The organism is Bradyrhizobium neotropicale (genome assembly GCF_001641695.1).
Classification (GTDB): Bacteria; Pseudomonadota; Alphaproteobacteria; order Rhizobiales; family Xanthobacteraceae; genus Bradyrhizobium; species Bradyrhizobium neotropicale.
The window spans coordinates 1-13,359 of sequence record NZ_LSEF01000123.1; the positions used below are offsets into that span (position 1 = coordinate 1).

The 13,359-nt window shown below is 64.4% G+C and carries 13 protein-coding genes and 1 tRNA gene; 8 read left to right on the plus strand and 6 right to left on the minus strand.

The window, feature by feature from the left end; genetic code table 11:
* The 3 genes from AXW67_RS38950 to chpT all read right to left on the minus strand — a co-directional run.
* Positions 1 to 448, minus strand: a 448-nt coding sequence (locus AXW67_RS38950) for a chemotaxis protein CheW (protein ID WP_063678486.1), incomplete at its 3' end; no start/stop codon positions are given.
* A gap of 80 nt (positions 449 to 528) precedes the next feature.
* Positions 529 to 3,342, minus strand: a complete 2,814-nt coding sequence (locus AXW67_RS38955) for a hybrid sensor histidine kinase/response regulator (protein WP_063678485.1) — start codon at positions 3,340 to 3,342, stop codon at positions 529 to 531.
* Between the two features lie 189 nt (positions 3,343 to 3,531).
* Positions 3,532 to 4,185: a histidine phosphotransferase ChpT gene (gene chpT / locus AXW67_RS38960; RefSeq protein ID WP_027555747.1), complete on the minus strand. Its 654-nt coding sequence runs from the start codon at positions 4,183 to 4,185 to the stop codon at positions 3,532 to 3,534.
* A gap of 189 nt (positions 4,186 to 4,374) precedes the next feature.
* Between chpT and AXW67_RS38965 the strand changes: the two genes are divergently transcribed.
* Positions 4,375 to 5,199 (plus strand): 3'(2'),5'-bisphosphate nucleotidase CysQ family protein, encoded by an 825-nt coding sequence (locus AXW67_RS38965; RefSeq protein WP_063682166.1) that lies wholly within the window; start codon positions 4,375 to 4,377, stop codon positions 5,197 to 5,199.
* Here AXW67_RS38965 and AXW67_RS38970 read toward each other — a convergent pair.
* Complete coding sequence (locus AXW67_RS38970; RefSeq protein ID WP_063682167.1) at positions 5,193 to 5,678, minus strand: YHS domain-containing (seleno)protein; 486 nt, start codon at positions 5,676 to 5,678, stop codon at positions 5,193 to 5,195. The two genes, AXW67_RS38965 and AXW67_RS38970, sit on opposite strands and share 7 nt — an antisense overlap.
* A gap of 140 nt (positions 5,679 to 5,818) precedes the next feature.
* Between AXW67_RS38970 and AXW67_RS38975 the strand changes: the two genes are divergently transcribed.
* From AXW67_RS38975 to AXW67_RS38985, 3 genes are all read left to right on the plus strand, one after another.
* The gene (locus AXW67_RS38975) at positions 5,819 to 6,424 is read left to right on the plus strand and encodes a DUF1134 domain-containing protein (protein ID WP_027555750.1); all 606 of its coding nucleotides are present in this window, start codon (positions 5,819 to 5,821) and stop codon (positions 6,422 to 6,424) included.
* Positions 6,425 to 6,546: 122 nt separating this feature from the next.
* Positions 6,547 to 7,845: a coiled-coil domain-containing protein gene (locus AXW67_RS38980; protein ID WP_063682168.1), complete on the plus strand. Its 1,299-nt coding sequence runs from the start codon at positions 6,547 to 6,549 to the stop codon at positions 7,843 to 7,845.
* A gap of 165 nt (positions 7,846 to 8,010) precedes the next feature.
* A tRNA-Val gene (locus AXW67_RS38985) sits at positions 8,011 to 8,085 on the plus strand.
* A 331-nt stretch (positions 8,086 to 8,416) separates the two neighbouring features.
* On the opposite strand, the gene AXW67_RS41385 is transcribed toward AXW67_RS38985, so the two are convergent.
* Positions 8,417 to 8,824: a hypothetical protein gene (locus AXW67_RS41385; RefSeq protein ID WP_082905733.1), complete on the minus strand. Its 408-nt coding sequence runs from the start codon at positions 8,822 to 8,824 to the stop codon at positions 8,417 to 8,419.
* Positions 8,825 to 8,839: 15 nt separating this feature from the next.
* Positions 8,840 to 9,040: a hypothetical protein gene (locus AXW67_RS38990; protein ID WP_063682169.1), complete on the minus strand. Its 201-nt coding sequence runs from the start codon at positions 9,038 to 9,040 to the stop codon at positions 8,840 to 8,842.
* A gap of 685 nt (positions 9,041 to 9,725) precedes the next feature.
* On the opposite strand from AXW67_RS38990, the gene AXW67_RS42550 reads away from it, so the two are divergent.
* The 4 genes from AXW67_RS42550 (at position 9,726) to leuD (ending at position 13,336) form a co-directional block, all read left to right on the plus strand.
* Positions 9,726 to 9,992 carry a hypothetical protein gene (locus tag AXW67_RS42550; protein WP_136623796.1) on the plus strand — a complete coding sequence of 89 codons (267 nt, stop codon included), beginning with the start codon at positions 9,726 to 9,728 and terminating at the stop codon, positions 9,990 to 9,992.
* A gap of 309 nt (positions 9,993 to 10,301) precedes the next feature.
* Complete coding sequence (locus AXW67_RS38995) at positions 10,302 to 11,288, plus strand: Bug family tripartite tricarboxylate transporter substrate binding protein (RefSeq protein ID WP_063682170.1); 987 nt, start codon at positions 10,302 to 10,304, stop codon at positions 11,286 to 11,288.
* Positions 11,289 to 11,312: 24 nt separating this feature from the next.
* The gene (gene leuC, locus AXW67_RS39000; RefSeq protein ID WP_063682171.1) at positions 11,313 to 12,719 is read left to right on the plus strand and encodes a 3-isopropylmalate dehydratase large subunit; all 1,407 of its coding nucleotides are present in this window, start codon (positions 11,313 to 11,315) and stop codon (positions 12,717 to 12,719) included.
* Entirely contained in the window at positions 12,716 to 13,336 is a 621-nt protein-coding gene (gene leuD / locus AXW67_RS39005) for a 3-isopropylmalate dehydratase small subunit (protein ID WP_063682172.1), read from the plus strand. Before leuC ends, leuD begins: the two co-directional genes overlap by 4 nt.
* Positions 13,337 to 13,359: the final 23 nt, after the last annotated feature.

Below are 13,359 nucleotides of genomic sequence, written 5' to 3' on the forward strand. Positions count from 1 at the left end.
CGAGCTCGAGGACGCGATCGACGTCGAGGACGACCATGAGCTGTCCGTCGAGGCGGTGGACGCCGCCGGCGAGCTTGGCCATGCGGGGATCGAGGTTGACGGGATTTTCCTCTTTGCCGTCCTCGGGCAGGCGCAGCACCTCGCCGATCTGGTCGATCAGCAGGCCATAGGATTCCCCGCGGAGGTCGACGCCGACCGCCATCGGCACCTTGCCGTCCTCGGCCTTGGGCAGGCCGAGCCGGGCGCGCATGTCGACCACGGTGACGATGCGGCCGCGCAGATTGAGCACGCCGGCGATCTCGCGGGAGGCCAGCGGCACGCGGGTGACGCGTTCGGGCATGAACACGTCCTGGACGCGGGAGATCGGCAGGCCGAACAGCTGGCCGCCGATCATCGCGGTGACGTATTCGACCATGGCGCCTTCGGTGGTCTGGGTCTTGGTGCTCATTGACGTATCTCCTTCCCGCCCGCGTTTTGTTTGAGCATGATCTCGTCGGAAAACCGCTTCACACTTTGCCGGATCATGCTCTAGGCCGCCGCCCGGCTCAGCTCGGAGGCGCCGGCGGCGCCCGCGGTCTGTTCCTTCAGCGCCGCGATCAGGCCGGGACGGTCGAACTTGGCAACATAGTCGTGGAAGCCGGCCTGCCGGCCGCGCTCGATCGCCGCCGGCGAGACCAGCGCCGACAGGCCGATGATCGGGATCGCACCGAGATTGTTGTCCGAGCGCAGCGCCTCGGCGAACTCGAACCCGTTCATGTCGGGCATCTCGATGTCGGTCAGCACCACGTCGAAGTTCTGGCCCGCGCGGAGCGTGGCGAGCGCCTCCTGCGCGCCTCCCGCGGTGCGGACCCGGTAGCCGGCCGCCTTGAGGACGGGGGCCAGCATGTTGCGGAAGAAGGCGGAGTCGTCGACCAGGAGCACCGACTGCGCGTGCATCGACGGCTTCATCTCCTTGCGGGTGAACCAGTCGGCGAACGCCATCGGCAGGAAGTGGCCGACGTCGATCACCTCGGTGGCCTGGCCCTTGATCACGGCCGAGCCCAGGATGCCGGCCGAGGAGCCGCCGACCTCGATGTTGAGCCGTTCCTCGACGATGTCGATGATCTCGTCGACGACGAGGCCCATGGAGCGGCCGTCGTCGGCAAACACCAGGATCGGCTGCGCGCCCTGGCTCGCGATGGTGACGCTCTCCATGGCGACCAGCGGCATCAGCTGCTCGCGGTACTGCACCATGTAGCGGCCGTTACTGAACTCGATCTTGTCGGCGGGCAGCTCTTCCAGGCGGGTGACGAGGCCGAGCGGGACCGCCTTGGGCTGGCTGGAGCCGGCGCGGAACACCAGGAGCGAGGTGGTCTGCTCGCCGCTTCCGATGTGATGGCCGGAGGCTTCATCGGCCATGTCATGGGCCGAGGAGCCGGAGGCGCCGAGCGCTTTCGCAATGCCGTTGGGGTCGATGATCATGATGACCGCGCCATCGCCCAGGATCGTGTTGCCCGAGAACATGTCGATGTGGCGCAGCTTGGTCGACATCGGCTTGACCACGATCTCTTCGGTGTGGAACACGCCGTCGACGACGATGCCGAAGGTCTGGCTGCCGACCTGCGTCACCACGATGAAGCCGTTCTCGGGATCGCTGGCGGCGCCGTCGTCGATCTTCAAGAGCTTCTTCAGATGGATCAGCGGCAGCAGCTTGTTGCGCAGGCGCAGCACCGCGGTGTCCTTGATGCGCTCGATGCGGTGCTCGGAGTTGGCGCGGGCCCGCACCAGCTCGACGACCGAGAGCTGGGGAATGGCAAAGCGGTCGCCGGCGGCCTCCACGATCAGCGCCGAGACGATCGCCAAGGTCAGCGGGATCTTGATGGTGACGGACGAGCCTTCGCCGGCGACCGACTTGATGTCGATGGTGCCGCCGATCTGGTCGATATTGGTGCGCACCACGTCCATGCCGACGCCGCGCCCCGACACCGAGGTGATGGCGGCCGCGGTCGAGAAGCCCGGCGCGAAGATGAACTTGTGGATCTGGGCTTCGCTCATCTTCTCGAGCTCGGCCTCGGTGACGAGACCGCTGGAGAGCGCCTTGGCCTTGATCTTCTCGGTGTTGAGGCCTCTTCCGTTGTCGGCGATGCAGATGATGATGTGGCCGCCCTCGTGATAGGCGGACAGGCGAATGGTGCCCTGCTCGCCCTTGCCGCTGGCGAGGCGCTCGGCCGGGGTCTCCAGGCCATGATCGGCGGAGTTGCGCACCATGTGGGTGAGCGGGTCCTTGATCAGGTCGAGCACCTGGCGGTCGAGCTCGGTGTCGGCGCCGTGCATCTCCAGCTCGATCTGCTTGCCGAGTTCGCTCGACAGGTCGCGCACGATGCGGGGCAGCTTCTGCCAGGCGTTGCCGATCGGCTGCATGCGCGTCTTCATGACGCCCTCCTGCAGCTCGGCGGTGACGTTGGAGAGGCGCTGCAACGGCACCTTGAACTCGGTGTCCTCGTTGCGGCGGGAGATCTCCAACAGCTGGTTGCGGGTCAAGACCAGCTCGGAGACCATGGTCATCAGATGCTCCAGCGTATCCACGTTGACGCGGATCGACTGGTTGGCGACGCGGTCGCCCTCGGCGGCGGTCTCGTCGGCCATCGACTTCTTGGGCGCGGCCTTGGCGGCGGGCTTTGCGCTCTCCTTGGCCGTTTCCTTGGCGGCAGGCGCCGGAGCGGCCGGCGCCGGCTCGGCCTTGATCTCGGCCTTGGCCACCGGCGCCGGCACTTCGATCGCGGTCTCGCGGAAGGCGCGCTCGAGCTCGTCGAGCGACACCTCGCCCGGGCGCAAGGGGCGCTCCAGCGTCTGGTCGACCAGCGAGCCCGTGGCCATCTCCTTTGCCGGCGCGGCGGCGGGGGCGTCCGGCGCGAGCGGCGGCGCTTCAGTGACGGGCGCGGCACCTGCGGCCGGCATCGGCTGCGCCGAGCCGGACATCGCCGCCATGCCCTGCTCGACCATCGCTTCCAGCTTGTCGATCAGGTCACGGTCGGTCCCTTCGGGCTCGGCTTCGGTGGCCTCGAGCCCGGCCAGAATCTCCTTGATGCGGTCGATCGAGGACAGGATCACCGTCACCGCCTGCCCCGTCACCGGCATGCCGTCGCGGAATTTGCCCATCAAGGTCTCGCCGGCATGCGCCAGCGCTTCCAGACGCGGCAATCCCAAAAAGCCGCACGTGCCCTTGATGGTGTGGACCAGGCGGAAGATGTTATCCAGGATCTTGGCGTTGTTCGGCTCCTGCTCGAACTTCACCAATTGATTGTCGACGGTGTCCAGGCTCTCGCTGGTCTCCGTCAAAAACTCCCGCAACAGATCATCCATGAAAACAGGCCTTCATACAGGGAGGGCACGCACGACGCGTATGCGCCTTCAGAATGGGGCCAGCTTCACCGCAAAGCGTTTAATATTGGTTGAGTAAGTGCAAAAGAACGGAACCAACAAATAGATAAGGCGCTCCGGACAAGCCGAAGCGCCTCGTAAAGATTCCATTAACCGCCTGCGACGCCGCGTTTACGAAGCGGTAACGATGATGGCTTCGCCCTCCGGCGCGAGCGTCACGGTGAGACCGCAGGCCTGCGCCAGAAGCCGCGTATAATAAGGCTGGATCGCGTGCGCATCCGCAGCCGGGCCACGCTCGCCGCTCAGGAGCTCGGCGATGTTCTGCGGCAGGCGCGCATTGTGGCCGGTGGACGTGACGCGAAAGCTCATGGTCTCGCCCTCGCCGATCGGATCGACCGTCAGCGTGCCGCCGCGCGGGATCGTGTGCTGCGCGATCACGAGCATGTTGAGCAGCAGCTTGACGCGATTCTTCGGCAACAACAGCCGCGGCAGATTCCAGGTGATCGTGCACTTGCCATCCTCGATGTGGCCGCGCGCCATGTTCTGCGCGTCACCGAGGTCGATCTGCGCGCCGGAGGAGCCGGCGGCACCGAAGGCAAGGCGGCAGAACTGCAAGCGGGCCGACGCTGTCTTGGCGCTCTTGCGGATCAGCTCGAGCGCGAAGTCGCGGTCCTCGGGCTTGGGATCGTCGTCGAGCACCTCGAGCCCGTTGACGATGGCGCCGACAGGGCTGATGAGATCATGGCAGACGCGCGAGCACAGCAGTGCTGCGAGTTCGAGCATATCGGGAGCAGTAGCGGTACCGGGTGACGAGGTGCCAGACATTAAAGGGGTCCTGGAGGGTTCCTGGTATTGCACGGCGCGGACGCGGCGAATCACGCATGCGTGACGGGTGGCGGGTTCTAACATTCGCAAGCCCATCGCAGCTAGCTTGCGATAGGTTCGAAGCGGCCGTAATGCCGGGCCGAATCAACCGAACAGAGGGTGTAATTTGCCGATGAATGAGGCACCGCGGTGAAGCGGATCATCGACGCCGAGGCCGCCGCCGGCCTGATGGAGTCCCTGACGGTACTGGTGGTGCAGGCGGGCGAAGCCATCCTCGCAGTCAACCGCGCGGCGATGCGCGTCGACGGCAAGCAGGATGGCTCGCCGGTGACCGAAGCTGATCTCGCCGCCGACCGGATCATCGCGGACGGCCTCGCGGAGCTCGCAGGCGACGTGCCGACGCTGTCGGAAGAGCGAACCCAGCTCGCCTCGCCGCCGTTTCGCGACAGCTTCTTCCTGATCGATCCGCTCGACGGAACCAAGGAGTTCGTCGCCGGCCGCGACGAGTTCACCGTCAATCTCGCCCTCGTCACGCGTGGCGTGCCGCTGCTTGGCATCGTCAGCGCGCCCGCGCTCGGGCTGCTCTGGCGCGGCATCGTCGGGCGTGGCGCCGAGCGCGTGACATTTGACGGCGCTGTCATCGGTGCGGCCGAGCCGATCCATACCCGCAAGCTGCCTGGACAGGGCGAGCCCTGGGTCGCGGCGGTGAGCCGCTCGCATGGGGACAAGAAGAGTGAGGCGTTCATCGACGCCCGGCCCAACGCCGTGAGAAGGACGGTCGGCTCTGCCGTGAAGTTCGGCCGAATCGCAGAGGGCACCGCCGACATCTACCCGCGCTTCGGGCCGACCTCGGAATGGGACGTCGGAGCCGGCTGTGCGGTCGTGACCGCGGCCGGCGGCAGGGTGACGGACGGCAAAGGCCGCGAGCTCCGATTCGGCGAGCGCGGCGACACCGGCTTCATCATCTCGGAGTTCATCGCCTGGGGTGACGCGCAGGCGGTACGGCTCTACTGACTGAGCTGTTCCTGGAGTGCCGGCCAGCGCTTACCCACCTCGTACAGGAAGCGCTCCGGGTCCGCGGCAAAGGCGTTGCGATTGTCTTCCCGGCTGAACAGATAAAGCCGCTGCGCCGAGATGACGAAGAAGCGGGGATTGCCGGCAACGGTCACGCCGCGGGCGATATCGGCCGGATCATAGCCGCCGAACTGCGGCCCGTAGACTTCGGGGTGGGCCAGAAACGAGGCCCGGTTGCCCTCGTTGCGGAAGCGCCAGACCGCGCCCCAGAGGTTCGCTTCAAACTCCGCCGTCCCCTGGACCGGCTGGCCGTCGACGAAATAGGCCACGGGGTCGAAGCCTTCGATCGCCACCCCGCTGAAGCGGTTGACGACAATCCGTTCGGTGGTGGCGGCCTCCGCCGGCCCCCCGGAGCAGACGGTCCCCATGCCCACCAGGAGGCAGACCAGGAGGCCGATCAAGGCAATTCCGGGGCGCAAAGGGCTAGCGTCCTGCCGTTGTGCCGTCATAGTTGCTGCGGATAACATCCGAGTCGAGGGGACATTCGGCGCAAACCTAGAGCCGTGCCTGTTGGCGTCAGGTTAAGGGAAGCGACCGAATTCGGTACCAGGGGTTTTTTATGACTTTCGCATCACGCCTTGCCGCAGTCGCGCTTGCCGCGCTGGTCGGTTGGATCGTGCCGGCCTCCGCCCAGCAGCCGCCGCCGCCCAACCTGCCGCCGCCGCAGCGGACCCCGACGCCCAACACCTATGGGCCGGACGAGCTGGTGGGGGCCGGCCACCGCTTCTTCGGTAACGTCTCGCGCGGGCTCGCCTCTATCATCGAGAAGGCCGTCAGCCAGTGGGGCCTGCCCAACGGCTATATCCTGGGCGAGGAGGGTTCCGGCGCCTTCGTCGCCGGCCTGCGCTATGGCGAAGGCACGCTCTACACCAAAAATGCGGGTGATCTGCGGGTCTACTGGCAGGGTCCGTCGCTCGGTTTCGACTGGGGCGGCGACGGCGCCCGCACCATGACGCTGGTCTACAACCTGCCCGCCACCAATGCGATCTACCAGCGCTTCGGCGGCATCGATGGCTCGGCCTACATCATCGGCGGCTTTGGCATGACGGCGCTCACCGCCAACAATATCGTGCTGGTGCCGATCCGCTCCGGCCTCGGCCTGCGGCTGGGAGCCAATATCGGCTACCTCAAATACACCCCGCGGGCGACCTGGAACCCATTCTAAAGGGTCCCCTCCTCCCGTCCGCTGACAGATCAACGTTAACGACAGGCCGGGGCTGGCTTTTTGCCGGCCGCCCATGGCATTGTCGTTGGTAAATTTTTCCTTGATTTGCGGAGTCCTGCCCCATGGTCGAACCGATCATGTACCTGGCGATCGGTTTCCTGCTCTCGATGCTGTGCGGGCTCGCGGTTGTGCCGCTGGTGCACAACCGGGCGGTTCGGCTGACCACACGCCGGCTCGAGGCCGCAACGCCCCTGTCGATGGCGGAGATCCAGGCGGATAAAGACCAGCTCCGCGCCGAATTCGCCATGTCGGCGCGACGGCTCGAGATGAGCGTCGAGCAGCTCAAGAACAAGACCACGAGCCAGCTCGCCGAGCTTGGCAAGAAGAGCGATGCCATCAACCGCATGAAGATCGAGCTCGGCGAGAAGAACGCCACGATCTTCGCGCTGGAGGCGCGCGAGAAGGCGGTGAAGGAGCAGCTCCGCGCCACCGAAGAGGAATTCAACGCCAAGACCGAGGCCCTGCGCGGCGCCGAGCAGGCGCTGACCGACAAGCAGGGCGAGCTTGCCAAGATCAATTCGGAGCTCTCCGACCGTTCGATGATGGCGGAGAGCCGCCAGGTCGAACTCGTCGCAGTGCGCGCGCAGATCGAGAAATTGAAGAACCGCGTTGGCGATGCCGAGAAGGAGTTCACGGCGACCCAGGCGCGTTTGACACAGGAACGCACGGAATCGGAGACCGCCTCGCGCGAACTTTCCGACGCGCGCGGCCGCGTCGAAAATCTGAGCCAGCGCGTCACCGATCTCGACCGCCAGCTCATCGTGCAGGTCAAAGAGGCCGAGATGCTCTCGGGCCGCGTCGCCGACCTCGAAGGGCGGCTGGCGACCCAGGGCAAGCTTCTGGCCGAGCGCGACTACGAGAATAATCAGCTGCGCCAGGTCAATGAGGCCACCGATCGCACCGTCAAGGAGCTGCGCGTCGAGCTCGCCGCGCTGAGCGGCGGCAAATCATCGGCCGCAGTCGAGGCACTGCGCGCGGAGAAGTCGGCGCTTGAAGAGCAGCTGCGGACGGCGCGCGACGAGCGCGGAAAACTCCAGCGCGACATCAACGCGATCCAGCAGCAGGCGGAGAGCTCCTGGGCGACCGAGCGCATGGAGAATGCGCTACTGCGCGAGCGCATCAACGACATCGCCGCGGAAGTCGCCAAGCTCGCGATGCAGCTCGAAGGTCCGAACTCGCCGATCGAGGCGCTGCTCGCGACTGAGGCGGGCCAGGCCCCGAAGCCCGCCCCGCGTCCGGCCAACGACGCCGCGACGAACGGCGTGGCCGCGGCCACTTTGCCCGAGGGCGGCGGAACGCTCGCCGAGCGCATCCGCGCGCTCCAGGCCCACGCCTCCCGCGCCCGCCAGCAGGGGGCATAAAGCGGGCCGAAAGCGCGGTTTGATTTGCGAATTTCGCGATCTACGGAAGGTTTTCAGGCTCGAGACCACCTGGAAACTTGACACCTTGGGCCCGCACTTCTAAATCGCGGGCTCCACCGAATGTGCCGGCCGGCCGAAAGGTCCGGCCGCCTGCATGATGGTCCCGGGCGCATAGCTCAGCGGGAGAGCGTTCCCTTCACACGGGAGAGGTCCAAGGTTCGATCCCTTGTGCGCCCACCATTCGCCCTTTATTTTCAACGACTTACTGAATTGATTCCCTAGAGGTGTGCCCCAGAAAAGCTGGGGCACAATAGGGGCACTTCGCGGCAAGAGAAAATCGCTCCGCGCCCGCCGAGACCTCAACGCCGCTTATCCGTTACGACGACATCGACCAGGACGAATGGAGTCGGAGAGTTCGCTTCTTTTTCGGCGCGCATAGCGGTTGCCTGGCAGGATCGCCACTTCATTCAATGCCGGCTGCGCTGTGTTCGAAACGCTCGGCCACTACAGCGAGACCCAAAGGTGATCCAGCAGTTGGTGAAGTTACAGGCCTGAAAAGAAACCCAGTTCGCTATGAGGCATTTGCTCGTGCTCGTTGCCGGGCGGCGCGCCGTCGCTCACGGCGTTCGCGACCGTGCCGGCGCTTCTCGACCCGAAATTGCAAGGGCGCCGTTGACGAATGGGACTGGCTGAGCTTGATCTTTGCGCTTGCCTCGTCTGCAGCGGCAGGGCGTGCTTCCATGAGTGCCAATACAGCGCGCCCTTTATCGGTGATCCGCCATCCACCGTTTAGGCGCTCAACTAGACCCTGAGAAAAGATATCTAGATCCGGCACTCGCGAACCTAGGCGTTTGGTACGCTTGGCCCAGTCGCTGCCGCTGGTAGCTAGAATCGCCATGTCGCGCTTGAGATCGGCCATCGCAGCGAAGCCGCCGGGATAGCTCTCCAAAATCTTCAGGACCGTGACCTGAAAATTCACCTCGGCCTCGCGCGACTACCGCCACATGGTCGGAGCGTCGGACAAAGCTGCTCGGCCAGCCCGCTTGAGACCGTCTGGCGACGTCTCGCCTCTGGTGGCGGCTTCCAGAATTTTGGAGGCGACATGGGTCCGGGCGCCGGTCTCATGACGGGCGACGTTCTCACAGACCTCGTCGAGGACCGCGCGCAATAGCGCGGTGGTAGCGGCATCGAACATGGTACACTCCAAAAGGAAAAGCTTATCTTAGGACAATCAGTTCGAAGTCGGATTCAAGAGTGTTAAAGGTCGTCGGAAAATACTGACAACTTTACATTCCAAGCGACGCTTTGCAACGGCTGGGCGCATGCGTGGCAGGAGACTATGTAGCTGCCATTGGGGCGACTAGGTGCGGACCCGCCGCTAGATGCATCCTCACGAACCGCTTCTGCGAGGGTGCTGAAGCCTTCCCAAAGTTATTTACCACTCATCGATAGGCTAATAGGTGTGATGATATCGTCCCAGTCGCGCTCTTCCGTAGCCAGCGCGCAGTGAAATCAATCCATTCGAAGCATACTATGCGCCCGCCAATACATGCCTGAAGATCGAGCTAACAAGATCGCGCTATGCCTGGGCGTCGTTGCTCCTAGCCGTCAGGAGAGCCGCGACGAGCAAGCTGCAGGTCGATCTGTCAGTTGCTCGCGATGCGAGTGAATTGCTATTAGTCGTGCGACGATCCATTCCGTCGGCCCTCTCACCCGAGCGCGGCGCTCTGACAGATCCCGAGGCATAGCTTACTCGCATACTTGAACAGCCACCTGTGCCAAACCCATCCCATGCACCGGGGCTTCAGATTAGAGATCGAGGAATTTCCAGTCCCAAGCGGCGCAGCTCACTCAGACGGTGGTGGGACTGCACAGGGCAATTGGCCTTCTACGTGAAGCGAAGGCTTGGTCGGCATTGCCGTCGCGCTACCAGCGCGTATTCGAGGTGGCGGCCGCAGGGCCTCCTCGGACATGCTGTCGCATTACGACGCCAGCAACATGGCTCCGCTGCGCCGGCTGATCGCAACGGCACCGAGCTCAAGCCATTCTCGCGCGAGATCATGGAGGGCGGTTACCGCGCGGCATTTTCGCTCTCCGCAGAAGACGCGGAAAAGAAGCTGGATTTCCGCAAGATTTACTGCAAATAGCTCAAGTTTCGCGAGGACATCGTGACCTGGTTCAGGGTCGCGGAGGCAAGCTTCGAGTCCAGCCTGTACAATCTCTACAAGACGTGAGCCGGACTGCCAGTCTCGATCGACCAGGTCATCAATCTGGTTTCCAGATAACCGCTATCGCTAAGTTCTACTGGTGCGGTCCGGCTGCCTCCGACAAAAATCTTGCAGGCTGGCACACGATCAGCCGGCCAAGACTCGTCTGCGATGACGAGGGCGGACCAGCCCCGGAGGAACCATGGAGCGGCATTTCTCGGCGCGGATAGCACCCTGCGGGAGCGTGGCATGATTACGCGACGCTCCTTCCTGGCCACTCAGGCCGGCATGCTGGCAACGACAGCGATCGCCACGCGAACGGCAGCAGCCCAGTCGCTTCCCCAAATCTCGCGAGTTGTGGTCGGCTTCCCGGCCGGCGGAGCCGCCGACACGATGGCACGCCTGTTGACCGACAGGATGAGAGAGCAGGCGCCAAAAGTCATCGTCGACAACAAACCTGGCGCCGGCGGTCGCATCGCGCTCGATGCGATCAAGAGCAGCCCTGCCGACGGCTCGGTTGTCATCCTCACGCCGGCATCGATGATCGTGCTTTATCCGCACGTCTACAAGAAGCTCAGCTATGATCCGCTGCGGGACTTCACGCCGATCAGCACGGTGTGCACCGCACCCCTGGTGATCGTCGCCGGTCCGAAGGTCGGGCCGGACGTCAAGTCGATTTCCGATTTCGTCGCCTGGTGCAAAGCCAACCCAAATCAAGCCTCCTTCGGCACTCCCGGCGCAGGCTCGATGCTGCACTTCATCGGCGACATGCTCTGGCGCGCCGCCGGCGTCCAGCCGACTCACGTTCCCTACAGGGGCGGCTCTCCCATGATGCAGGACGTGATTGCCGGACAAATTCCGGCAGCGCTGACCGTCCTCTCCTCCGCATTGCCGCTGGTCGCATCCGGAACGCTGCGTGTGCTGGCCATCACGGGAGCCCAGCGCTCACGCTTCCTGCCCGACGTGCCAACTTTGCACGAACTCGGCTTCAAGGATGTGATCGCCGAGGAATGGTACGGCATTCTCGGTCCGGCCGGGCTGCCTTCGCCGATCGTCGCCAAGCTGAACGACGCCATCCGTGGCGCATTGAAGAACGAGAAGGTGCTCGAAAGTTTCAACACGTTCGGATTCACCGCGACGGGCGAAAGCCCGGAGGAGTTTCTGGCGCTGATCAAGGCAGACACCGAACGGTGGGGCCAGATCGTCAAGGCGTCCAGCTACGTCCCCGAAGATTGAACAAAGGAAATCAAGGGGAACTTTGTGACGACAACGCCGCGAACCCTGTTCGAGAAAATCTGGGGACCTCACACCGCCACCTCACGCAGCGGCAGAGACCTGCTGACGCTAGACCGCGTCTTTCTCCACGACATGACGTCGCTGCCCGCATTCGAGCAATTGCGCCAACGCAACCTGCCCGTGGCGGATACTGCGAGGACCCTCGCGGTCATCGACCACACGGTCGCGACGGCTTCGGGCAGGACCGAAGAGACCTATCCCGTCATGGCCCCGACCGTCCGCTCGTTCCGCCGCGAGGTCACAGATCGAGGCATTCAATTGTTCGGGCTGGGGGATCCGGCCCAGGGAATCGTGCACGTCGTCGCCGCCGAACAAGGCGCCATCCTACCGGGAATGACGGCGGTCTGCGGGGACAGCCACACCTGCACCAACGGCGCACTCGGCGCCATCGCATTCGGTATCGGCAGTACCGAAATCGCACACGCGCTGGCGTATCAGGCACTCTGGCTCCCGCGGCCAAAAGCCCTGCGCGTGACGGTAGACGGTTCGCTCAACCCGCTGGTCAGCGGCAAGGACGTCGCGCTTGCGATCATCTCCCGCTTCTCGACCGACGGCGGGGTCGGCTGCGCCGTCGAATACGCCGGCAGCGCAATTCGCCGCTTGACGGTCGAGGAGCGGATGACGCTCTGCAATCTCTCGATCGAATTCGGGTCGCGTATCGGGCTGGTCGCGCCCGACGATGCAGTCTTCTCCTATCTCGAGGGACGACCGAGAACACCGAAGGGAGCGGCGTTCGAAACCGCGGTGGCGGCCTGGCGCAACCTCGCCAGTGATGAGAACGCCGCCTACGACAAGGAATATTCGCTCGATGCGGGCTCGATCGCGCCGATGGTGACGTGGGGCACCAGTCCGGAGGATGCGATTGCGGTCGACGGATCCATTCCACAATTGAACCAGGCGCGAAATCCAGCGCAGCGCGCGCGCTGGGAGCGCGCACTGTCCTACGTCGACCTGAAGCCCGGCGCACCCATCGCAGGCACACCGATCGACGTCGCCTTCATCGGCTCCTGCACAAACGCGCGGCTGTCCGATCTGCGCGCGGCGGCGCGCGTCGTTCGAGGCGGCAAGGTTGCCAGCACGGTACGCGCGCTGGTGGTCCCGGGCTCGTCCAGCGTGAAGCGCCAGGCCGAGGCTGAGGGGCTCGACAGGATCTTCCGCGAGGCCGGCTTCGAGTGGCACGAGTCCGCCTGTTCCCTCTGTGCCTCGCTCGGCCCCGATATCGTCGGTCGCGGAAAGCGATGCGCCTCGACGTCGAACCGCAACTTCGAGAACCGCCAGGGCCCCGGCTCGATCACCCATCTGATGAGCCCGCCCATGGTCGCCGCCGCCGCGCTAAATGGCGGGATTGCCGATGTCAGGACGCTCGCATGACTGAAAAGCTCACCCGCATCCAGGGCATGGCCGTCCCGCTTCTGTGGGACAATGTCGACACGGATGCGCTCGTCCCCGCCGCCCCGCACAAGCGGATCAGCGGAGGCGGGCTGGAGCGTCTTGGCGAAATCCTCTTCTACGAATTCAGATTCAATGCCGACGGAACCCCCAAACCGGACTTCGTGCTTAGCGATCCCCGATTTGCGCAAGCACCCATTCTGATCGCGGGCGAAAATTTCGGCTGCGGCTCGTCGCGCGAGGTTGCCGTGTGGGCATTGCAGGACTACGGCTTCCGCGCCGTCATCGCCCGAAACTTTGCCGACATCTTCGAGCAGAACTCGTACAAGAACCAGTTTCTGCCAGCGGCCGTCGACACGGCGACCCACGCGCGGCTCGTCGCGCAACTGCGTCGATCGCCGGGCCCGATATCGATCGACCTCGTCGAAAAGTGCATACGAATCGGCGATGAAAGCGTTGGGGTGTTCAGTGCCGATGAAATGGGGCTGGACATGCTTATCAACGGCGTGGACGAATTCGCCCTGACGGCACGCTATGCCGCGGACATCAAGGCGTGCCAGGACCGGCTGGTCGAAGCGTATCCGTGGTTCGCGGTATGAACAAGTGCCCGAAATCTGATTGG

Coding starts and splice junctions, on each gene's coding strand:
- AXW67_RS38955 (WP_063678485.1), bottom strand. CDS start 3,342: ATGGATGATCTGTTGCGGGAGTTTTTGACGGAGACCAGCGAGAGCCTG.
- AXW67_RS38990 (WP_063682169.1), bottom strand. CDS start 9,040: ATGTTCGATGCCGCTACCACCGCGCTATTGCGCGCGGTCCTCGACGAG.
- leuD (WP_063682172.1), top strand. CDS start 12,716: ATGACTGAAAAGCTCACCCGCATCCAGGGCATGGCCGTCCCGCTTCTG.
- AXW67_RS38975 (WP_027555750.1), top strand. CDS start 5,819: ATGACTTTCGCATCACGCCTTGCCGCAGTCGCGCTTGCCGCGCTGGTC.
- AXW67_RS38995 (WP_063682170.1), top strand. CDS start 10,302: ATGATTACGCGACGCTCCTTCCTGGCCACTCAGGCCGGCATGCTGGCA.
- AXW67_RS38980 (WP_063682168.1), top strand. CDS start 6,547: ATGGTCGAACCGATCATGTACCTGGCGATCGGTTTCCTGCTCTCGATG.
- chpT (WP_027555747.1), bottom strand. CDS start 4,185: ATGTCTGGCACCTCGTCACCCGGTACCGCTACTGCTCCCGATATGCTC.